Annotated in this window: 17 protein-coding genes; 8 read left to right on the top strand and 9 right to left on the bottom strand. The window is 67.1% G+C overall.

Annotated elements, in window-relative coordinates; all coding sequences use genetic code 11:
- Window positions 1-30 precede the first annotated feature (30 nt).
- Genes BN4348_RS49330 through BN4348_RS49310 form a run of 5 tightly spaced genes read left to right on the top strand, consistent with a single transcriptional unit; the run spans window position 31 to window position 4145 of the window.
- Window positions 31-762 carry a lytic transglycosylase domain-containing protein gene (locus BN4348_RS49330; protein ID WP_066915269.1) on the top strand — a complete coding sequence of 244 codons (732 nt, stop codon included), beginning with the start codon at window positions 31-33 and terminating at the stop codon, window positions 760-762.
- Between the two features lie 44 nt (window positions 763-806).
- A complete protein-coding gene (eno, locus tag BN4348_RS49325) occupies window positions 807-2096 on the top strand; it encodes a phosphopyruvate hydratase (RefSeq protein ID WP_066915267.1) in 1290 nt (429 codons plus the stop codon).
- A gap of 12 nt (window positions 2097-2108) precedes the next feature.
- Window positions 2109-2726 carry an FtsB family cell division protein gene (locus BN4348_RS49320; protein ID WP_066915265.1) on the top strand — a complete coding sequence of 206 codons (618 nt, stop codon included), beginning with the start codon at window positions 2109-2111 and terminating at the stop codon, window positions 2724-2726.
- On the top strand, window positions 2719-3207 hold the full coding sequence (locus BN4348_RS49315) for a DUF501 domain-containing protein (RefSeq protein WP_066915263.1): 489 nt from the start codon (window positions 2719-2721) through the stop codon (window positions 3205-3207). The genes BN4348_RS49320 and BN4348_RS49315 overlap by 8 nt, the downstream gene beginning before the upstream one ends.
- A complete protein-coding gene (locus BN4348_RS49310) occupies window positions 3201-4145 on the top strand; it encodes a Ppx/GppA phosphatase family protein (RefSeq protein ID WP_211145747.1) in 945 nt (314 codons plus the stop codon). Before BN4348_RS49315 ends, BN4348_RS49310 begins: the two co-directional genes overlap by 7 nt.
- A gap of 70 nt (window positions 4146-4215) precedes the next feature.
- Here the strand turns inward: BN4348_RS49310 and BN4348_RS49305 are convergent, their stop codons facing one another.
- The 7 genes from BN4348_RS49305 to BN4348_RS49270 all read right to left on the bottom strand — a co-directional run bounded on the left by BN4348_RS49305 (window position 4216) and on the right by BN4348_RS49270 (window position 13959).
- Window positions 4216-4896 (bottom strand): response regulator, encoded by a 681-nt coding sequence (locus BN4348_RS49305; protein WP_066915261.1) that lies wholly within the window; start codon window positions 4894-4896, stop codon window positions 4216-4218.
- Window positions 4893-7460 carry a sensor histidine kinase gene (locus BN4348_RS49300; protein WP_066915259.1) on the bottom strand — a complete coding sequence of 856 codons (2568 nt, stop codon included), beginning with the start codon at window positions 7458-7460 and terminating at the stop codon, window positions 4893-4895. Before BN4348_RS49300 ends, BN4348_RS49305 begins: the two co-directional genes overlap by 4 nt.
- A gap of 65 nt (window positions 7461-7525) precedes the next feature.
- Complete coding sequence (locus BN4348_RS49295) at window positions 7526-8449, bottom strand: potassium-transporting ATPase subunit C (protein ID WP_066915257.1); 924 nt, start codon at window positions 8447-8449, stop codon at window positions 7526-7528.
- 1 nt (window position 8450) lies between these two features.
- On the bottom strand, window positions 8451-10598 hold the full coding sequence (gene kdpB, locus BN4348_RS49290; RefSeq protein ID WP_066915255.1) for a potassium-transporting ATPase subunit KdpB: 2148 nt from the start codon (window positions 10596-10598) through the stop codon (window positions 8451-8453).
- Complete coding sequence (gene kdpA, locus BN4348_RS49285) at window positions 10598-12268, bottom strand: potassium-transporting ATPase subunit KdpA (protein WP_066915253.1); 1671 nt, start codon at window positions 12266-12268, stop codon at window positions 10598-10600. The genes kdpB and kdpA overlap by 1 nt, the downstream gene beginning before the upstream one ends.
- An 85-nt stretch (window positions 12269-12353) precedes the next feature.
- Window positions 12354-12470, bottom strand: a complete 117-nt coding sequence (locus tag BN4348_RS49275; RefSeq protein WP_211145746.1) for a potassium ABC transporter ATPase — start codon at window positions 12468-12470, stop codon at window positions 12354-12356.
- 160 nt (window positions 12471-12630) lie between these two features.
- On the bottom strand, window positions 12631-13959 hold the full coding sequence (locus BN4348_RS49270) for a DUF2254 domain-containing protein (RefSeq protein ID WP_066915247.1): 1329 nt from the start codon (window positions 13957-13959) through the stop codon (window positions 12631-12633).
- A gap of 245 nt (window positions 13960-14204) precedes the next feature.
- Between BN4348_RS49270 and BN4348_RS49265 the strand changes: the two genes are divergently transcribed.
- Both BN4348_RS49265 and BN4348_RS49260 read left to right on the top strand, forming a co-directional pair.
- A complete protein-coding gene (locus BN4348_RS49265) occupies window positions 14205-14777 on the top strand; it encodes a DUF6611 family protein (RefSeq protein WP_142308737.1) in 573 nt (190 codons plus the stop codon).
- Between the two features lie 524 nt (window positions 14778-15301).
- Window positions 15302-16123 carry an SDR family NAD(P)-dependent oxidoreductase gene (locus BN4348_RS49260; RefSeq protein WP_084454358.1) on the top strand — a complete coding sequence of 274 codons (822 nt, stop codon included), beginning with the start codon at window positions 15302-15304 and terminating at the stop codon, window positions 16121-16123.
- A 131-nt stretch (window positions 16124-16254) separates the two neighbouring features.
- Here BN4348_RS49260 and BN4348_RS49255 read toward each other — a convergent pair whose 3' ends face one another.
- A complete protein-coding gene (locus tag BN4348_RS49255; protein ID WP_066915242.1) occupies window positions 16255-17799 on the bottom strand; it encodes a sensor histidine kinase in 1545 nt (514 codons plus the stop codon).
- Window positions 17796-18569, bottom strand: a complete 774-nt coding sequence (locus tag BN4348_RS49250; RefSeq protein ID WP_066915240.1) for a response regulator transcription factor — start codon at window positions 18567-18569, stop codon at window positions 17796-17798. The genes BN4348_RS49255 and BN4348_RS49250 overlap by 4 nt, the downstream gene beginning before the upstream one ends.
- Window positions 18570-19272: 703 nt before the next feature.
- On the opposite strand from BN4348_RS49250, the gene BN4348_RS49245 reads away from it, so the two are divergent.
- Window positions 19273-20595 (top strand): PPE family protein, encoded by a 1323-nt coding sequence (locus BN4348_RS49245; RefSeq protein ID WP_066915238.1) that lies wholly within the window; start codon window positions 19273-19275, stop codon window positions 20593-20595.
- The last annotated feature ends 99 nt before the right edge of the window (window positions 20596-20694 follow it).

Here is a 20694-nt window from a genome sequence, read left to right as displayed (position 1 = left end):
CAGGGGAGTAGTAGGGGAGCTTAAACGGGCATGGTTTCGCCGAGGCGTTGGTTGCGTGCGGCCGCCGTGATCGGCGCGACCGCCATGCTTCTCGCGTCCAGCTGCACCTGGCAGCTCAGCCTGTTCATCCCCGCGGGCGTCCCGCCGCCGGCCGGGGATCCGGTGCCGCCGGTGGACACCCACGTCAGCGGTCGGCCCGCGGATCAGTTGCGCCAGTGGGCCCAGCAACGGTCGGCGGCATTGGAGATTCCCGTCGTCGCGCTGGAGGCCTACGCATACGCCGCCCGCGTCGCCGAGGTCGAGAACCCGAAGTGCCATATCGCCTGGACCACGCTGGCGGGCATCGGGCAGGTCGAGAGCCACCACGGCACCTACCGGGGCGCGACCCTGTCACCGAATGGGGACGTGAGTCCGCCCATTCGTGGCGTTCGTCTGGACGGCAGTGGGGGGACCTTGCGCATCGTCGACGCCGAGGAAGGGGCCGACGGCGAGCCCAGCGTGGTGCGCGCGATGGGCCCGATGCAGTTCATTCCCGAGACGTGGCGGTTGTACGGGGTGGACGCCCACAACGACGGCCGCGTCAGCCCGGACAACATCGACGATGCGGCGCTGGCGGCGGCCGGTTACCTGTGCTGGCGCGGAAAGGACCTCGGGACTCCCCGGGGGTGGATCACCGCGCTGCGGGCCTACAACAACTCCGGCGTCTACGCGCGGGCGGTGCGGGACTGGGCAACCGCCTACGCGGCGGGTCACCCGCTGTAGCAGGATGTATCGCTGACCCAGCTTTACGACGCAAGGAGAACCCAGTGCCGCTTATCGAGCAGGTCGGGGCCCGCGAGATCCTCGACTCCCGCGGTAACCCGACCGTCGAGGTCGAGATCGCTCTGATGGACGGGACGTTTGCCCGCGCCGCGGTGCCCTCCGGCGCGTCGACGGGGGAGCACGAGGCCGTCGAGCTGCGCGACGGCGGAGAACGATACGGCGGCAAAGGCGTGCAGAAGGCAGTGCAGGCCGTCCTCGACGAGATCGGTCCCGCGGTCATCGGCCTGGCCGCCGACGACCAGCGGCTGGTGGACCAGGCGCTGGTCGACCTCGACGGAACCCCCGACAAGTCCCGGCTGGGCGGCAACGCCATCCTGGGCGTCTCGCTGGCCGTCGCCAAAGCGGCCGCCGATTCCGCCGAGTTGCCGCTGTTCCGCTACCTCGGCGGCCCCAACGCCCACATCCTGCCGGTGCCGATGATGAACATCCTCAACGGCGGTGCCCACGCCGACACCGCCGTCGACATTCAGGAGTTCATGGTGGCGCCCATCGGCGCGCCCAGCTTCGCCGAGGCGTTGCGGTGGGGCGCCGAGGTGTACCACGCGCTCAAATCCGTGTTGAAGAAGGAGGGCCTCTCCACCGGCCTGGGCGACGAGGGCGGGTTCGCCCCCGACGTGGCCGGCACCACCGCGGCGCTGGACCTGATCGGCCGGGCCATCGAATCGGCGGGCTTCAAACTCGGCACCGACGTGGCGCTGGCCATCGACGCGGCCGCCACCGAGTTCTACGCCGACGGCACCGGCTACAACTTCGAGGGCTCCACGCGCACCGCCGAGCAGATGGCGGAGTTCTACGCCGGCCTGCTCGGCTCCTATCCGCTGGTGTCCCTGGAAGACCCGCTGTCCGAAGACGATTGGGACGGTTGGGTGGCCCTGACCGCCGCGATAGGCGAACGGGTGCAAATCGTGGGCGACGACATCTTCGTCACCAATCCCGAACGGCTCGAAGACGGTATCGAAAAGGGCGTCGCAAACGCCTTGCTGGTCAAGGTGAACCAGATCGGCACGCTGACCGAGACGCTCGACGCCGTCGCGCTGGCCCATCACAGCGGCTATCGCACGATGATGAGCCACCGCAGCGGCGAGACGGAAGACACCACGATCGCCGACCTGGCGGTGGCCGTCGGGTGCGGCCAGATCAAGACCGGCGCGCCCGCCCGCAGCGAGCGCGTGGCCAAATACAATCAGCTGTTGCGGATCGAGGAAGCCCTCGGTGACGCGGCACGCTACGCAGGCGATCTGGCGTTCCCCCGGTACGCGCTGGATCAGAAATAGGTTGAAACACCTTTGACGCCCAAGCCCGATCCGAAGCGGCGCTCCCCGGCATCGCGCCCGGGGAAGGCCGGCGATTCGGTTCGGCGCCGTCGGACCGTCAAGCCGTCGCAAACGGCCAACCATACGACGCGGTCGCTGCAGGAGCGTGTCGTCGAACCCATCAAGCGGCAGGTCGCCGAATCCGTCGAACAGCGGTCCGACCAGCGGCTGGGGTTCACCGCGCGGCGGGCGGCGGTGCTGGCCGCGGTGATCTGCGTGCTCACCCTGACCATCGCCGGCCCGGTGCGCACCTACTTCGCGCAGCGCACCGAGATGAACCAGTTGGCCGCCAGCGAGGCCGCGCTGCGCGCTCAGATCGCCGACCTCGAACAGAAGAAGGTGAAACTGGGTGACCCGGCCTACATCGCGGCGCAGGCCCGCGAGCGCCTGGGTTTCGTGATGCCCGGGGACATCCCATTCCAGGTTCAACTTCCGCCGACGGCGGCGGTAGCCACGCAGCCCGGAGCGGACACGACGAAGCCGGCCAGCCACGACCCGTGGTACACCTCGCTGTGGCATACCATCGCCGATGCCCCGCACCTGCCGCCGGCACCGCCGGAGGCACCCAACCCGACCGCCCCCGGTGGTTGATCGTGCCGACTTGGATGCGGTGGCGCGTCAGCTCGGGCGTGAGCCGCGCGGGGTGCTGGAGATCGCCTACCGCTGTCCCAACGGCGAGCCGGGCGTGGTGAAGACGGCGCCGAAACTTCCTGACGGCACGCCCTTTCCGACGTTGTACTACCTGACGCATCCGGCGCTGACCGCGGCCGCCAGCAGGCTCGAGACGACCGGATTGATGCGCGAGATGACCGAGCGGTTGCGGCAGGACCCCGAACTGGCGGCCGCGTACCGCCGAGCCCACGAGTCGTATTTGGCCGAACGCGATGCCATCGAGCCGCTGGGGACGACATTCTCCGCCGGGGGGATGCCGGACCGGGTCAAGTGCCTGCACGTACTGATCGCGCACTCGCTGGCCAAGGGTCCGGGCGTGAATCCTCTTGGTGACGAGGCGTTATCGCTGTTGGCCGACGACCCCGAGATGGGCACGGTGCTGGTGGCGGGGCAGTGGTGAGTCGGCTCGCCGCAATCGATTGCGGTACCAACTCGATCCGGTTGCTGATCGCCGACGCCGGCGACGGCCGGTTGAGCGACGTGCACCGCGAGACGCGGATCGTGCGGTTGGGCCAGGGCGTCGACGCGACGGGTGAGTTCGCGCCGGACGCGATCGCCCGAACCCGGGCCGCGCTGGCCGATTACGCTGCGCAGCTGAAGGAGCATGGCGTCGAGCGAGTGCGAATGGTGGCCACCTCGGCGGCTCGCGACGTCGCGAATCGCGATGTCTTCTTTGCGATGACGGCCGAGGTGCTGGGCGCCGTGTTGCCGGGCGCGGTTGCCGAGGTGATCACCGGCTCCGAGGAGGCCGAGCTGTCCTTCCTCGGCGCCGTCGGCGAATTAGACAGCGCTGAGGCTCCTTTCGTTGTCGTCGACCTCGGCGGCGGCTCCACCGAGATCGTGGTCGGTGGGGATGCGGTGGTGGCCAGCTACTCGGCCGACATCGGCTGTGTCCGGCTCACCGAGCGGTGCCTGCACTCGGATCCGCCGACGCCGCGGGAAGTGGAGGCGGCCCGCGGGGTGGTGCGCGAGCGGCTCGACGTCGCGCTGGGCGTGGTGCCCGTCGAAGGGGCACGGACCTGGGTCGGGCTCGCCGGGACGATGACGACGCTGTCCGCGCTGGCGCACAACATGACAACGTATGACTCTGCGGCCATTCATCTTTCGCGCGTCGCGGGCGGCGACCTGCTAGCGGTGTGCGAGCGGCTGATCGGCATGACGCGATCCGAGCGGGCGGCGCTGCCGCCGATGCACGCGGGCCGGGCCGACGTGATCGGCGGCGGCGCGATCGTGGTGGAGGAATTGGCGCGCGAGCTGCGGGCCCGCGCCGGCATCGACGAGCTGATCGTCAGTGAACACGACATTTTGGACGGCATCGTGCTGTCGATCGCCGACTGATCGCGAACGTCGACTTGTTGCGTTGGTTGCCAAAATGGGCACAACAAGTCGACGTTGGGCGCAGGGAGTGTCAGGCCTCGAACCGGTAGCCCATGCCCGATTCGGTCAGCAGATGCTTGGGATGCGACGGGTCATCTTCGAGTTTGCGCCGCAACTGCGCCAGATACACACGCAGGTAATGGGTTTCGGTGGCGTACGCCGGCCCCCACACCTCTTTCAGCAACTCCTCGCGGCCCACCAGCTTGCCGCGGTTGCGCACCAGCACCTCGAGCATGCCCCACTCGGTCGGCGTCAGGTGCACCTCCACGCCGTCCTTGGTGACCTTCTTGGCGGCCAGATCGACGGTGAACGCGTCTGTTTCGATCACCGGCTCATCCACTTCGGACGCCGCCGCGTTGCGGCGCGCCGCGGCGCGCAGCCGGGCCAAGAACTCGTCCATCCCAAAGGGTTTCGTCACGTAGTCATCGGCGCCGGCGTCGAGGGCCTCGACCTTGTCCGACGAATCCGTGCGCGCGGACAGCACGATCACCGGCGCCGAGAGCCAGCCGCGCAGACCGGCCAGCACCTCGATGCCGGATATGTCGGGCAGGCCGAGGTCCAGGATCACCACGTCGGGCTTGTGCTCGGCGGCCGCGCGCAGCGCTCCCGCACCGGTCGAGGCGGTGATGACCTCGTAGCCACGGACCGACAGGTTGATCCGCAGCGCGCGCAGGATGTGCGGCTCGTCGTCGATCACCAACACCCGGGTCATAGCGCACCAAACGCCTGCGGCGCGGCCAGATCCACCACGACGGTCAGCCCGCCGCCCGGGGTGTCGCCGGCCGCGATGGTGCCGCCCATCGCCTCGACGAAGCCGCGCGCCACCGACATGCCCAGGCCCACGCCGGTGGTGTTGTCGTGATCGCCCAGCCGCTGGAAGGCCTCGAAGATCTGGTCCTCGGTGCCCTTCGGTATTCCCGGGCCCTCGTCGATGACGTTGACCAGGACGCGATCGCCCACGCGCCCGGCGTTGACGCGAACCACGCAGTTGGGCGCGTAGCGCAGCGCGTTGTCGATCAGGTTGGCAAAGACCCGTTCCAGCAGCCCGGCGTCGGCCATCACCACCGCGTCGCCCACGTCGACCTTGACGCGATCGATGGCCGATCGGTAGAACCCGGTGGCGCCCTTGCCGATACTGACCAGGGCGCGCTGCACCGTTTCCTCCAGATACACGCGGCGCAGGTCCGGGTGGATCACCCCGGCGGCCAGGCGCGAGGAATCGAGCAGGTTCCCGACCAGCGCGGTCAGCTGGTCGATCGACTCCTCGATGGTGGCGAGCAGTTCGGCGGTGTCCTGGGCGGAAAAGGCGACATCCTCGGCGCGCAGGCTGGACACGGCCACCTTGGCCGCCGCCAGCGGCGTGCGCAGGTCGTGGCTGACCGCCGAAAGCAGGGAGCGCCGCAGCTCGTCGGCCCGCACGATCGCCTCGGCCCGGCTCGCCTCCTCGGCCAATTCGCGCTGCCTGATCAGGCCCGCCGCCTGCTTGGCCACCGCGCTGAGCACCCGGCGGTCGCGCGTGGAGAGCTTCCTGCCGGCCATCAGCATCCAGAACTCTTCGTCGCCGACCTCGATCGCGGTGTCGGCCGAATCGACGCTCACACAAGGGTCTTTGCCCACGCAGGCGACGATGTAGCCCTTCCTTCCGGTGGCGCGCTCTTCCTCGCTGGGTTCGCGCAGCATGCTGACGGCGCGCTGGGAGTAGGTCTCGCGCACGCGCTCCAGCAGGGTCTCGAGGTCGGCGCCGCGCAGCACCGACCCGGCGAACAGCGTGAGCAGCTCGGCCTCTTGGGATGCGCGACGGGCTTCGCGGGTGCGTTTGGTCGCACCGTCGACGAGGATCGCGACGGCGACCGCCACCAACAGCAGGACGAGCTCTGTGACGGCGGCGGCCGGTTCCGCGATCGTAAAGGTGTGCCGCGGAGCCGTCAGATAGTAGTTCAACAACAGGCTGGACAACACCGCCGAAAGGACCGCCGGGGCAACGCCTCCGAGCAGGGCTACCACCAAGACCCCGACAAAGAACAGCGCGCTGTCACCGCTGGTCCCCAGATACGGGTCCAACAGCGCCACCGTAACGGCGCAGATGGCCGACGGCACAATGACGGCGGCCAGCCACGAGGCGACCCGGCGCTCGCGGGGCACGAGCGACCCGAGATGAAGGACGCGTTTGGATTCCTCGTGCGTGACGATGTGCACGTCGATCTTCCCGGACCGCTCCACGATCGTGGGGCCGATCCCCTCCTCGAAGATGCGGGCCCAGCGGGGCCGCCGGGAGGTGCCGATCACCAGCTGGGTCGCATTGTTTTCGCGGGCGAAATCGAGCAGGGCCGTGGGAACGTCGTCGCCGACCACGGTGTGCAGGGACGCGTCCAGGCTGTTGGCCAGCTCACGAATCTTGGTCATTCTGCGTTCCGAGACGCCGGCCAGCCCGTCACCGCGGATGACGTGCACCACCATCAGCTCGGCGCTGGACTTTGACGCGATGCGGGATGCCCGCCGTACCAACGTCTCCGATTCCGGGCCACCGGTGACGGCCACCACGACGCGTTCCCGCGCCTCCCACATGTCGGTGATCTTGTTCTCGGCACGGTACTTGGCCAGCGCGGTGTCCACCTGGTCGGCCAGCCACAGCAGCGCCAATTCCCGAAGCGCGGTGAGGTTTCCGCGGCGGAAGTAATTCGACAGCGCCGCGTCGATCCGCTCCGGCGCATAGACGTTGCCGTGGGATAGCCTGCGGCGCAAGGCCTCCGGAGTGATGTCGATGAGCTCGACCTGCGAGGCCTGGCGCACGATCGAATCCGGTATGGTTTCCTGCTGTTCGATGCCGGTGATCTGGGCGACGACGTCGTTGAGGCTTTCCAGGTGCTGGATGTTGACGGTGGAGATCACCGTGATCCCCGCGTCGAGCAGCTCTTCGACGTCCTGCCAGCGCTTTTCGTTCTTGCTACCGGGTGTGTTGGTGTGGGCGAGTTCGTCCACCAGGACCACCTGCGGATGCCGCGCCAGCACGGCCGGCACATCGAGTTCCGGGAAGGTGCCGCCCCGGTATTCGACGCGGCGCGGCGGGATGACCTCGATGCCCTCAATCAGCTCAGCGGTTTTCGCGCGACCGTGGGTCTCGACCACCGCCGCCACCACGTCGGTGCCGCGCTCCAGCCGTCGGTGCGCCTCGCCGAGCATCGCGTAGGTCTTGCCGACACCGGGAGCGGCACCGAGGTAGATGCGTAGTTCCCCGCGCTTGGGACGGTGGTCGGTCACGCTCACGTCAACCATCATCCCCTAAGTTCGATGGCCCGGCTCCCAACTCGCGCCGTTCCGGCGCTCGCCGTCGCCAGGCTGGGCTAGCCCGAGACCGGATACTGGCGATCGAGTTGCAGGTTGAGCTGCAGCACGTTCACGGTCGGCTCACCCAAGACCCCGAGGCCGCGCCCGCTGCGGTAGTGCGCGAGGACAGCCCGGATCTGATCGGGGCTGACGTGGCGGGCCTTGGACACCCGGGTGACCTGGATGTCGGCGTAGGCCGGGGAGATGTTCGGGTCCAGGCCGCTGCCGCTGGCGGTGACCGCATCGGCCGGCACGGCCGGGTTGGCGGGTGCGGCGCCGCGGACGGGCACGATCTGGCCGATCGTGTAGTCCTCGCCGTACTTGGCGCAGTCGACCCGCACGCCCTCGTAGATCGTCAGGAACGGCGCCTGCGTCGACTGGCACGGCTCGTTGACGCTGACCACCCGGGTGGGGTGAACGACGTTTCCGCGGGCGTCGCGCGGGCCGATCACCGAGAGCACCGCGCCCACGCCGCCGCCCGTGCAGAACGGCCGCGACCCGTCCACGCCCTCCAGCTGCCCGACGGCGGAACTGCGCGTGCACACCTGCGTCAGCAGGCTCGGCTTGAAGCCCGCATCGGAAGCGGACTTGCCGGCCGCCATCTGCGCCGGATCCGCGGGGGTGTCGACGATACTTTCCGGGCCGAGGTTGCTCGCGCTCGAGTTGAGCGGGTCGTATCCGGTGCCGGCCGCCGAGGGGCGGCTCTGGAAGTATTGCGGCAGCGCGTTGCCGTCCTTGTCGGTGAAGAGCTGGCCGATCAGCCGGCTGCCGACCGGCTTGCCGTTGGCGGTGAGGATCGACCCTTCGGCCTTGTCGTGCAATCCCGGGATCTGCGCGACGAGCCAGATGAACAGGGGGTAGGCGAGACCGGTGAGCACCGTCAGTACCAGCAGCGCGCGAAAGGCCGCCCAGTGCATGCGGATGAAATTGGAGAACTTCATGTCAGGACATCCCGGGGACGAATTGGATGATGAGGTCGATTGCCTTGATTCCGATGAACGGGGCGACGATGCCGCCGAGCCCGTAGACGTAGAGGTTGCGGCTCAACAGCTTTGACGCGCTGCTCGGCGTGTAGCGCACACCACGCAGCGACAACGGGATCAGCATGACGATGATGATGGCGTTGAAGATCACCGCCGACAGGATCGCCGACTGCGGGCTGTGCAACCGCATGATGTTGATCATGTCCAGCCCGGGGAACAGCGCGACGAACATCGCCGGGATGATCGCGAAGTACTTGGCGATGTCGTTGGCGATGGAGAAGGTGGTCAGCGCCCCGCGGGTGATCAGCAGCTGCTTGCCGATCTCGACGATCTCGATGAGCTTGGTGGGGTCGGAGTCGAGATCGACCATGTTTCCGGCCTCTTTGGCCGCCGAGGTTCCGGTGTTCATCGCGACGCCGACGTCGGCCTGGGCCAGCGCCGGCGCATCGTTGGTGCCGTCGCCGGTCATCGCGACCAGCTTGCCGCCCTCCTGCTCGCGCTTGATCAGCGCCAGCTTGTCCTCGGGCGTCGCCTCGGCGAGGAAGTCGTCGACGCCGGCCTCGTCGGCAATCGCCTTGGCGGTCAACGGGTTATCGCCGGTGATCATCACCGTTCTGATGCCCATTTTCCGCATCTCGTCGAAGCGTTCCCGCATGCCTTGCTTGACGACGTCCTTGAGGTGAATGACCCCCAGCACCGCCGCCTCGCCATTGAGGCATTCGCCGACGACCAGCGGGGTGCCACCGCTCGCCGAAATGCCGTCGACGATCTCGCCGAGCTGCAATGGAACCTTGCCGCCTTGTTCGCGAACCCATTCCGCGACCGAGCTGGCCGCCCCCTTGCGCAGCAGATGCCCGTCGAGGTCGACGCCCGACATCCGGGTGGAGGCGGAGAACTCCACCCAATGGGCGTGCGCGAGTTCGCCGGGCGTGCGGGCGCGCAGCCCGAAATGCTGCTTGGCGAACACGACGATCGAGCGTCCCTCCGGCGTCTCGTCGGCCAGGCTCGACAATTGCGCGGCGTCCGCCAGCTGCTCCGGGGTGACGCCGTCGAGCGGTAGGAACGCGCCGGCCTGCCGGTTGCCCAGGGTGATGGTGCCGGTCTTGTCGAGCAGCAGCGTGTTCACGTCGCCGGCGGCTTCCACCGCGCGCCCGGACATCGCGAGCACGTTGCGCTGCACCAGCCGGTCCATCCCCGCGATGCCGATCGCCGACAGCAGCGCGCCGATCGTGGTCGGGATCAGGCACACCAGCAGCGACACCATCACGATCCCGGTGACGCCACTTGCGTTGAGCGCCTGGGTGTCCGGGACGCCCGGGCTGTTCGCCTTGGAGTAGATCGCGAGCGGCTGCAGGGTCGCGACGGCGAAGACGAAAATGATCGTCAACGCGGCCAAGAGGATGTTCAGCGCGATCTCGTTGGGGGTCTTCTGCCGGTTGGCGCCCTCGACAAGCGCGATCATCCGGTCGATGAAGCTCTCGCCCGGCTTTTGGGTGATTTGCACGACGATCCGGTCGCTCAGCACGGTGGTGCCGCCGGTGACCGCCGAACGGTCGCCGCCGGATTCGCGGATCACCGGCGCCGATTCGCCGGTGATCGCCGATTCGTCCACCGACGCAATGCCTTCCACCACGTCACCGTCGCCCGGTATCACCTGTCCGGCCTCGACCACGACGATGTCGCCCTGCTGCAGCAACGGCGCCGCGACCTCTTCCTCGATTGAGGGGGCACCCGGCTGCCAATTCCTGAGCCGCCGGGCCAAGGTCTGGGTCTTGGCTTTGCGCAGCGTTTCGGCCTGGGCTTTGCCGCGGCCTTCGGCCACCGCCTCCGCGACATTGGCGAAGAGCACGGTCAGCCACAGCCAGACCACGATCAGCCAGGCGAACCAGGTTTCGTTGATGACCGCCAGCACGGTGCTCCACGCTGCCCCGATTTCGACGATGAACATCACCGGGTTGCGCCACAGGGTGCGCGGGTCGAGCTTGCGCAGCGCGTCCGGCATCGAGCGCCACAGCATCTTCGGGTCGAGCAACCCGCCATGCACCCGTTTCGTGCTCGTGGCGGTCGCCGGGTGAGCTTCGGACGAGTCGACGGCGGTCGCGGTCATCAGTGGATTCCTTCAGCGAGAGGCCCGAGCGCGAGCATGGGCAGGAAAGTAAGGGCAACGAGGATCACCGTGACGCCGGCGACCATTCCGACGAACTGCGGCCGGTGTGTGGGCAGGGTACCCGCGGATTCCGGCGTGTGGCCCTGCTTGGCGAGCGATCCGGCCAGCGCCAACACGAGCACAATCGGGAGGAATCGGCCGAAGACCATGGCCAACCCGAGGGCGGTGTTGTACCAGTTGGTGTTGACGCTGATCCCGGCAAAGGCGGAGCCGTTGTTGTTCGCGGCGGAGGTGAACGCGTAAAGGACCTCCGACAGCCCGTGCGGGCCGGTGTTGAGCATCCCGGCGCGTTCGCCGGGCAGCGCCATCGCAATCGCGGTGCCGGTCAGCACGATCAGCGGGGTGACCAGGAAATAACTTCCCGCGAGCTTGATTTCGCGCGGGTTGATCTTCTTGCCGAGGTATTCCGGGGTGCGACCGACCATCAGCCCGGCGACGAACACCGTGATCACCGCCAATACCAACATGCCGTACAGGCCCGACCCGGTGCCGCCGGGCGCTACCTCGCCGAGCTGCATGTTGAACAAGGCCATCATCCCGCCGAGGCTGGTGTAGGAGTCGTGGAACGAGTCGACGGCGCCGGTGGAGGTGAGCGTCGTGGAGTCCGCGAACACCGCGGAGTTGGCGATGCCGAACCGCTGCTCGACGCCTTCCATGGCGGCGCCGACCGCGGTCGGCACCGTGCCGTGGTGCCGCAGCTGGAAGAACATCATGAGGGACACGCTGATCGCGTACAGGGTCGCCATGACCGAGGCGATCGCGTAGCCCTGCTTCGTGCTGCCCACCATGCGCCCGAAGGTGCGCGGCAGGGAGAAGCTGATCACCAGCAGCAGGAAGATCTCCAGCCAGTTGGTCCAGTTCGTCGGGTTCTCGAACGGATGCGAGGAGTTCGCGTTGTAGAAGCCGCCACCGTTGGTGCCGAGCTCCTTGATGACCTCCTGGCTGGCCACCGGGCCGCCGGTGATCGTCTGCTGGGCGCCGCCAAGGGTGTTGACGACCTGGTCGTTGAGGTGGAAGTTCTGGATCGCTCCGCCCGCAATGAGCACGATCGCGCCGACGACGGAGATCGGCAGCAGGATGCGCAGCACTGTGCGGACGAGGTCGACCCAGAAGTTGCCCAGGTCGCCGGTGCGCTTGCGGGCAAACCCGCGCACCAGTGCGATCGCCACCGCCATGCCGACGGCTGCCGAGACGAAGTTCTGCACCGCCAGCCCGGCCATCTGGACCAGGTGCCCCTGCGTCGACTCGCCGGAGTAGGCCTGCCAGTTGGTGTTGGTAGTGAAGCTGACGGCGGTGTTCCACGCCAGCCCCGGCGTCATTTGGGTGGCCGGATCGTGCAGGTGCAACGGCAATTTGCCCTGCACGAGCTGAAATGCGAACAGGAACAGGATGCTGACCGACGAGAACGCCAAGACGCTGCGGGCGTAGGCCCCCCAGGTCTGTTCCGAGCGCGAGTCGACGCCGATCAGCCGGTAGATCGCCCGCTCGACGGAGGAGTCCTTCTCCGACGTGTACACCCGGTACATGTAGTCGCCGAACGGCACATGCACCACCACCAGCGCCACGACGAGGACGACGAGGAAGATGATCCCCGCTGTTGTTGTGCTCACTAGAACCTCTCCGGAAACAGCAGGGCGCCTGCGAGATACATTGCAAGGACGATCGAAAGTGCCAAGCCGACGATGTTTTCGTAACTCACAGCCGCTCGACCAACTTCTGCGCCAGCCCGAGCACGGCGAACACCGCGATCGTCACCAAGACGTAGATCGACACGCCCATCTTGTCTCCATTCCGAGATAATCCTGCGCACACTTAACGGCCTCATCGAGTCAGCCGCAGCGCAGGACTCGGAGGCAAGACCAGATTGAAACTAGACAGCGTTTGTCGGATAGGGCCTTTGGTTGACACTTTCCTAACGGCGCCGCAGTGCGCCTTTACGGTTTCTTTACGCGCACTCGAACATGTCCGGGCCCTACCCGTTGAGCCGTTCATAGAGGGCGCGCAATGCGACATATCGACGATCGACGTCGGTGCGATCGGATTCCTCGGGAACCGATTCGGCGTTCGCGCGCTGGATCATGGCCGCCTGGTCCATCAGGACTCGTGCGCGTTGCCGGTCGGTCGCTTGTTCCATGATCGTCGTTAACGCGTCGAGCTGGCGGATCATCACCGCGGGCATCCCCCGGCTGGCTTGGCGGATCTTTTCAAAGGCTCGCTGCACCAGCCGCTCATAGCTGACTTGATCGGAGATGACGCGGATGATGCCGCGATGGTCGCGATGGACTTGGGTGGGCGTCCATACCGGCGCGATTTTGCACAGGCAGTCGCCGAGCCAGTCGATGCACGTTAGTGCTGTGAAGGTGTCGTTGACGGCCGGTGATAGCGCTCGGATGGCGATCTCGACGAGCTGATCCACGCCGAAGGCGACGTCCTGTGTCAGGGTGCGGTGCGGTCCCGTTGCCTGGGCGCGGGCCAGGTAGTCGGCCACCTGCTCGGCGGCGGTGGCAGGCCACACGCTGGCCAGTTCACGCCCTGCAACGAGGAAGTGGCCCGGGCGGTAGGGCAGTCGGATCACCGCGTCCGCCTCGGTGGCGACGCGGACCAGCGTCTGATGTCGAATGAATTGCAGGTAACCGCTTTTGGGAGTGCGAATGACGCTGCCGGAGGTTTCGATCGTGGCGAGCAGCTCGTCGAGCGACGGGCCCTCCGCAGGCTTTCGTGCCGACCCGGGCTGGTCGCTGCTCTGCAGCGCGACGGCATGGGTCAGATCTTTCGCGATGCCGGCGATCACCTGTGGTAGCTGGATCTGGGTGGCGATGTGGTGAATGAAATAGATCAGCACCGCCAGATCGATGAGCACCAGGCCGAAAGCGGTTGTGATGGATATATGAGGGACGAACTCTCCCCGATCGCCGGGTCCGATCGACACCAGCACCACGACGCAATACACGAACGTCGCGACGAACGTTCCCAGCGTGAGCTGGGTGCCGCGGTCGCGGATGAAGTTGCGCAGCATCCGCGGACCGAACTGCGTCGACGCCAGCGTCAGCGTGACGATCGTGATGGAAAAGACGATGCCGACGACGGTGATCACCGATGCCGCGATCGAAGTCAGGAGTTGACGCGCCGCGTCGGCGGAGCCGCTGATCACCCAGGATGGGGGCCGGAATCGCCCCCCGTAAGCGGCTCTGTCAAGCCGCTGGGTCAGCACGAAAAGCCCGAGTGCGCCGACTACCAGGAACGTAGGAACCAACCACAGATTGGTGCGCAGCTCTTCTCGCTGCCACTCTGGCCACACCATACGGAGGCGTGGCATCACATCAGTGCAGCTCCTGTCGATTGAAGATCCTTACGTTCACCACTACGGCGGATATCTAACTGACCGGCCCCGATAAGCGCAAGCCGTTTCTGCTGACCGCTTCGGTACAGGCTCGCCGCTCATGCTCTTGCCGCGTCGATAAGGTCGCGTAAAGGTGGGGCCGTGCAGCGTATAAATGTCGTTTGGATTGATAGTGGGCGTCGCGAATTGGGCGTAGACCCGAGCTCATGCGAAGAACCGTGCACCGACGCCCCGAGCCGGGCATCCTCCAGCTTTCCCAGAGCGCACCGGCGCGACCGCCGTGGTGGTCGCGGCTGTTCGATGGCGCCCGCCAGTGGGGATCGTTCGATGCCACGGTTGGCAGATATGGCGTACAGCGCTGCCGGCTGACCGTCTACCCGCCCGGAAGCACGACCGCCGACCGTCGGCTGGCGCGACTGTGGCGGGGGTGGCCGATAACCGGCGCCGTGCTCGGATTGCTTGCGATCACGCTGCTGGGCGACGCGGCGGCCTCGCCCGACACCGTGTTGACGATCTTCGTGGCCGCGTATCTGGGTATCGGCGCGCTGCTATTCCTGCGAGCCGGACCCGTCCGCGTGCGAGTCAGGTCGATGTTAGTCATCCTTTTGCCCAATGGCGCCGACGTGGCTGAGCGGCGCCGGCACACCGAGTGGCGAACGCTGACCGGCATGCTGACCGAGGCTGACCGTATGCTGGCGAACGGTGCGATCTCCCTGGTCGAGCATGAGGCCATCTGGTGGGAAGCTTATGACCGTCTCGAGGCGATTGCGCATGTCTGACACACTGTCGCAGATTCCCGAGGCCGCCGCCGCGGCAGCGACCCTGCTGAGCGTCTACTACTCGGCGCGGCGAGGGCATGGGCGGAGCCGTGCCGAATGTTGGCCGGGTCGACGAAATCGTAAGGCGTAGAACAACACTGGCACAGCAGAGTGTGTTGCTTCGATTCCGACGCGATCGATTCGAACACCGCGGTGCACTTCACGGTGTCAAGAAAGCATCAAGGGAAGCGCCGATAGCGTCAAGAAGCCGTAATCTGCGTTGCGCGCGCGCATCGCGGCCTGATGCGATGGATGCCATGGCCCGCACTACGGTAGTCGCCGTCGCATTGCCTTCGGCGCTGGAGCGTTACGGTGTGGGCTGGGACGACGAACCCCCGTCGCGTACCGGAATCAGCTTCTGAACCGGGCTTTTTAGCGCGCGGTATCAGACCTTCGTTTCATTCTATTCGACTTCGATTTGGAGTCGCCGTCGCGTGGTATCACGTGATTTCTGCTGTCGTACCCCAAACCTATCGAAAGTTGTTATGGCCCAAAGTATTTCCCACTCCCCAACAGTTCTCGTCACAGGCGCTACCGACGGCATCGGTTATGCAACGGCCCGCCGGTTCGTCGATGAAGGCGCGGCGGTGTATCTGCACGCTCAGGACCCGGACAGCGGTGAGAAGGCGATGACGCTCCTGGTGAAAGACGGAGCGGAGCCGCTGCGCCTGAACCTGGTCGTCGCCGACTTCACCCGCCTGGACGAGGTCGCCCGCCTGGCCGACACCCTCGCCGCGACCTTGCCGACGCTGGATGTCCTGGTGAACAACGCCGCGGTCGCCGCCCCCGAGGGACGCACGTACACGGCGGACGGGCATGAGCTGACGTTCCAGGTGAACTACCTGGCGCCCTACCTGCTCACCACGAAACTGGTTCCCAGGCTTGCCGGTGTCGGTGGACGAGTCGTCAACGTATCGTCGCTCCGGCACTCCGGGGGAAACATCAACTGGAAGAATCCGGCCGGCGACCAGTACTGGCCGCTGGCGGCTTATGCGCAATCCAAGCTCGCCCTGACGATGTACACGAAGTCGCTGGCCGAGGCCGGCGGTGACTCGTTCATCGCGCTCAGCGTTCATCCCGGCGTGTTCCAGACCCGGCTGCTGCGCATGTATGGCCGCGTCGGCCGGCCGCCCGAGGAGGCCGCACCGATCATCACCACGCTGGGGTCGCCCACGTATCCAGTGGTCGACGGTGGTTACTACGACGGCCTGAGCCTCGCGAAGGCCGCTGCGCTCGTGGAGAATCCGCGCGCTCGCAGCCGGTTGGAGAAGCTCAGCGTCCACCTCGTCGAGTCGGCGCTGCGCTGAGGAGAAGGGATGCAACGCGGTGTCCAAACGCGCGGACGAGAAGCGCGCCCGGCGGAACAGAACGCGAACCACGGAAAGCGTCCGAACTCTGGAAAACCGCTACGTGTAACGAAACTCGCGACGAGCCGCCGCTAGGGCCCCGGCGGCTCGCCGGCATCCGTGGTTGGATCCTCGATCAGCGGGAGGCGCACCCGGAATACCGTTCGGCCATCGGCGGATTCGGCGGTCACCGAACCGTGATGCGCCTTGACGATCGAACTCACGATGGCCAGGCCCAGCCCGATGCCAGAGCCGTTGGACCGGGACGTGTCCGCGCGGGCGAACCGCTCGAACAGCCGGGGCAGAAGGTCCGCATCGATGCCGGGCCCGTCGTCGGCCACGGTCAGCTCCGCCCAGGGCGCTTCGGAGCCAAAGCGGTGGCGGGTGATTCCGGTCGTCACCGTGACGCCCGGCGGCGTGTGCACCCGGGCGTTGCTGAGCAGGTTGCTGACCAGTTGGTGTAGCCGGGCGTGGTCGCCCCGGACCCACACCGGCTCGTCGGGCAGGTCGTTGACCCAATGGTGTGTCGGCGCCGCGACGGCGGCGTCGTTGACCGCGTTGACGGCGAGGTCCGCCAGGTCGACGTCTTGGGTCTGCAGATCCTGGCCCTCGCCCAGGCGCGAGAGCAGCAGCAGCTCGTCGACGAGCACCGCCATCCGCCGCGCTTCGGATTCGATGCGCGCCAGCGCGTATTCGGTGGTCGGCGGCAGCGCCGAGCTGTCCTGGCGCGTCAGTTCGGCGTAGCCCTGGATCGCCGCCAGCGGAGTGCGCAGCTCGTGGCTGGCGTCGGTGATGAATTGCCGCATCCGCAAATCGGATTCGGCGCGATGCGCCAACGCGCTATCCACGTTGTCCAGCAACCGATTCAGCGTGTGTCCGACAATCCCGACTTCATTGTCCGGGTCGGTGTCTTGTGGTCGCACCCTGGCGCTGATCCTCTGGTCGCCGTCGGTCAGCGGCATCGCGGCGACCTCGGCGGCGGTCGCGGCGAGCCGGCGCAGCGGGCGGAGCGTGTACCCGACCACCCAAACGGTCAGCGCGGCGGTGACCGCCAGGGCCGCCGCGACGAGCACGGTGGTGGTGAGTTGTTTGCGCACGACGATCTGGTCGGCCCGGGCCAGCGATACGCCGACGACCAAAAGGTCGGTCCCGTGAACGCGGCTGTCGACGCGATACGAACCGAGCCTGCCCAGCTTCTCGGTTCGTGGCGGCGCGTCGGGCCAGGATTGCGCCTCCAGGGTACGGACGACGTCGGGCGGCGCGGGCCGGGCTTCGGCTTCGGAAAAGACCGCCGAGCCGATCACCACGCCGTCGTGCAGCACGGCGATGAGGTTTCCCGGCGTCTGATCCGTGAACTCGAGCATCGCCTGCGCAATGGGCTGGGTACCCCGCTGCGCCGCGGGGTGTTCGCCATCGCGGTATCTGGAGTACGAGTTGCTCAGCGCGTCAAGGGATTGGTCGACGTCGGCGTCGCTCATCGCGGTGACGTAGCCGCGCAGGCTCAGCACCGAGACGATGCCGACCGTCACCAGCACCACGCTGACGACGGCCAACACGCCCAGGAGCAACTGGCGGCGCAGCGAGTGGGGAAGCCACCGGGGACGGTCCCTGGATGCCGTGCGCCCCTCGACGGTCATTCCGGCGGTCGCAGCATGTATCCCACGCCACGGACGGTGTGGATCATCGGCTCGCGGCCGGAGTCGATCTTCTTTCTCAGGTACGAGATGTACAAGTCCACGATGCTGGTGCGGCCGGCGAAGTCGTAATTCCAGACGCGGTCCAGGATTTCGGTGCGGCTCAGCGCGCGGCGGGGATTGCGCATCAGGAAGCGAAGCAACTCGAACTCCGTTGACGACAGCGAAATCGGTGTGCCGTCACGGGTGACTTCGCGGCTGGCGGTGTCGACGTGCAGGTCGCCGATCTTCAGGGATTCGGCCGCCGGTGGGGTCAGCTGCGTGGAGCGGCGCAACAACCCCCGGAGGCGCGCGACGAGTTCCTCGAGGCTGAACGGCTTCGTCATGTAGTCGTCCGCGCCCGAGGTGAGGCCCGTGACGCGGTCCATGACCGAGTCGCGCGCCGTGAGGAACAGCGTCGGGGTGTAGGCGTCGGATTCGCGGATCCGCTGCAGGATCCGCAGCCCGTCCACATCGGGAAGCATGATGTCGAGCACGAGCACGTCGGGGTTGACGCCCTCGAACTTCGCGAGGGCCTCGCGCCCGTTGTGGGCGATGTCGACGACCCAGCCCTCGTAGTGCAGCGCCATCTTCACCAAGTTGGTCAACGCCGGCTCGTCGTCGACCAGCAAAACCCGAATCGGTGAGCCGTCGGCACGGTAGATACGGGGCAGCTGCCCCAGGATGGCCTGGCGTGGCCGTTGGCCGCCTGCGTGTCCCGTCATTACGGTCATGTTCCTACATTCTCCCAAGCACACATGTCATTGTCACCTAGCTCATAGAGTTCTCAAATAAAACGCTGTTCCGTGGCTCACATTACGGCCCGCTCAAATATGTGTTTTATATGTGTCGCATCAGTGTGCTTGAGGTGAGATGATTACCCAAAAATACTGGTATGCATGGACGTTGGTTTGACAGAGCCGAGGTGCTTCGGGCGGTAGGCCCCGAATCGCAGCCATACGAATGGAATTCATTGATCATTAGGCGCTGCACTTCGGCAGATGCCGGCGCGGCCGGACGGGTGCGCACGACGGTCGAGGACAAAGTCGTCCTGAATCTCGTTAACGCAACGTTACATAATGTTACGAATACTGGTATTTCCAAATGATTTTCGCGGCGCGAGTACCGTGCTCTCCGTCAAGAGCGGCTTCACGGACGGTTGCTTATTGCACGGCGTTCGGCCTTGCCGGCTCCCTAACTTGGGCTGGAGTACCAACCGGTCCCGCTTCGGGCGAGCGGGTAATGCCGACGGGCATCGACGGCGGTGTCCGCGCGTCCGCCGGTGCGCTCCGTCGCGATCGCCGGCCCCGGGTGGCGGGGCAGCGCTCGCGTTCGAGACGACCCCGCGCCCACAACGGCAGTTCGCGGCATCGGCGCCTCGGACGCAAGTTCGGCATAACTGGACCAGCAAACTCGAGCAAAGGATAGGAACGGGCGATGGACTTTGGCGCGCTGCCACCGGAGATCAACTCCGGTCGGATGTATCTGGGGCCCGGGCCCGGAACCCTGTTGACCGCCTCGGCGGCCTGGGAATCGCTGGCCGCCGAGCTGACCGACGCCGCAGGCGGGTACCAGTCGGTAATCGGAAGTCTCACCGACGAGTCCTGGCTGGGACCGACATCGGTGTCGATGGCGGCGGCGGTGACGCCCTACATATCGTGGATGACGGCCACCGCCGCGCAATGCGAGCAGTCGGCCACCCAGGCCACGGCCGCCGCGGCGGCCTTCGAGACGGCCTACGCGATGACGGTGCCGCCGCCGCTGATTGCGGCCAACCGCGCCCAGCTCATGGCGCTGATCGCGACCAACATCTTCGGGCAGAACACGCCGGCGATCATGGCCACGGAAGCCGAGTACAGCGAGATGTGGGCGCAAGACGCGACGGCGATGTACAGCTACGCCGCCAATTCGGCCGCGGCGTCGGCGTTTTCGACGTTCACCGCGCCGCCCCAGACGACTAACCCGGGCGGCGTCGCCGGGCAGGCCGGCGCCCAGGTCGGCAGCGACGCCCAGACGACGACGGCGCAGTTGATGTCCTCGGTGCCCCAGACTCTGCAGACCCTGGCGACGCCGGGCGCCGCGTCCGCCACTGGGCTGTCGCCGGCGGCGGGCACCGCGGTGTCGCTGGGATCGTCGGGGGCCTCCGCACCGCTCAGCGCGCTGTCGAGTCTGACCGGCGCGAGCAAAACCGCCACCAAGGGCGCCAGCACCGGCGCGAGCGCGCTCTCCGGATTGACCTCGAGCCTGACGTCCGCGCTCGGCGGGAACGGCGCTGCCCTGACCGATGTGCTTGGCCTGGGCTCCGATCTGGCCGGACTTGGGGGCGACGGTGCTGGGTTGGGCACCGACGGCGCGGGCCTTGGCTTCGACGGGTACGGCCTGTCGCTGGACTTCCAGGGCGCGGGTTCGATCATCGGGGCCGAGAACGGCGCGGGCCTGGGGGAGTTGGGCGGTCTCGGAGGCCTCTTCCCTGCCGGTGGGCTAGGCGAAGGTGCCGCTGCGAGCGTGGGTCAGGCGCCCTCGCTCGGCACCCTGTCGGTGCCCCCGGCGTGGGCCGACGCGGTCTCGTCGGTCACGCCGCTGCCCGCCCTGGACGCCAACGCGATGCCGGGCGGCTGGGGCGCGGCGCCCGCGTCGGCACCCACCGCGGGCGTTTCCAAACTGCCGCTGGGCGGTATGGTCGGGCGCGAGTCCGAGGGTGCGGTCCAACGAATTGGGTTCCGCCCCACGATGTTTCCGCGTTCGCCGGTGGCCGGCTAGCGCGGCCGGGCAAAACAACGGGGCCGCACACCGATCGGTGTGCGGCCCCGTTTCGAACGGGTTGTGTCAGGCCCAGCTGGACCCGACGGCGCTGTCGGT

It is taken from the genome of Mycobacterium interjectum, assembly GCF_900078675.2.
GTDB classification, from domain to species: Bacteria; Actinomycetota; Actinomycetes; order Mycobacteriales; family Mycobacteriaceae; genus Mycobacterium; species Mycobacterium interjectum.
This window is presented reverse-complemented; position numbering and strand designations above follow the sequence as displayed.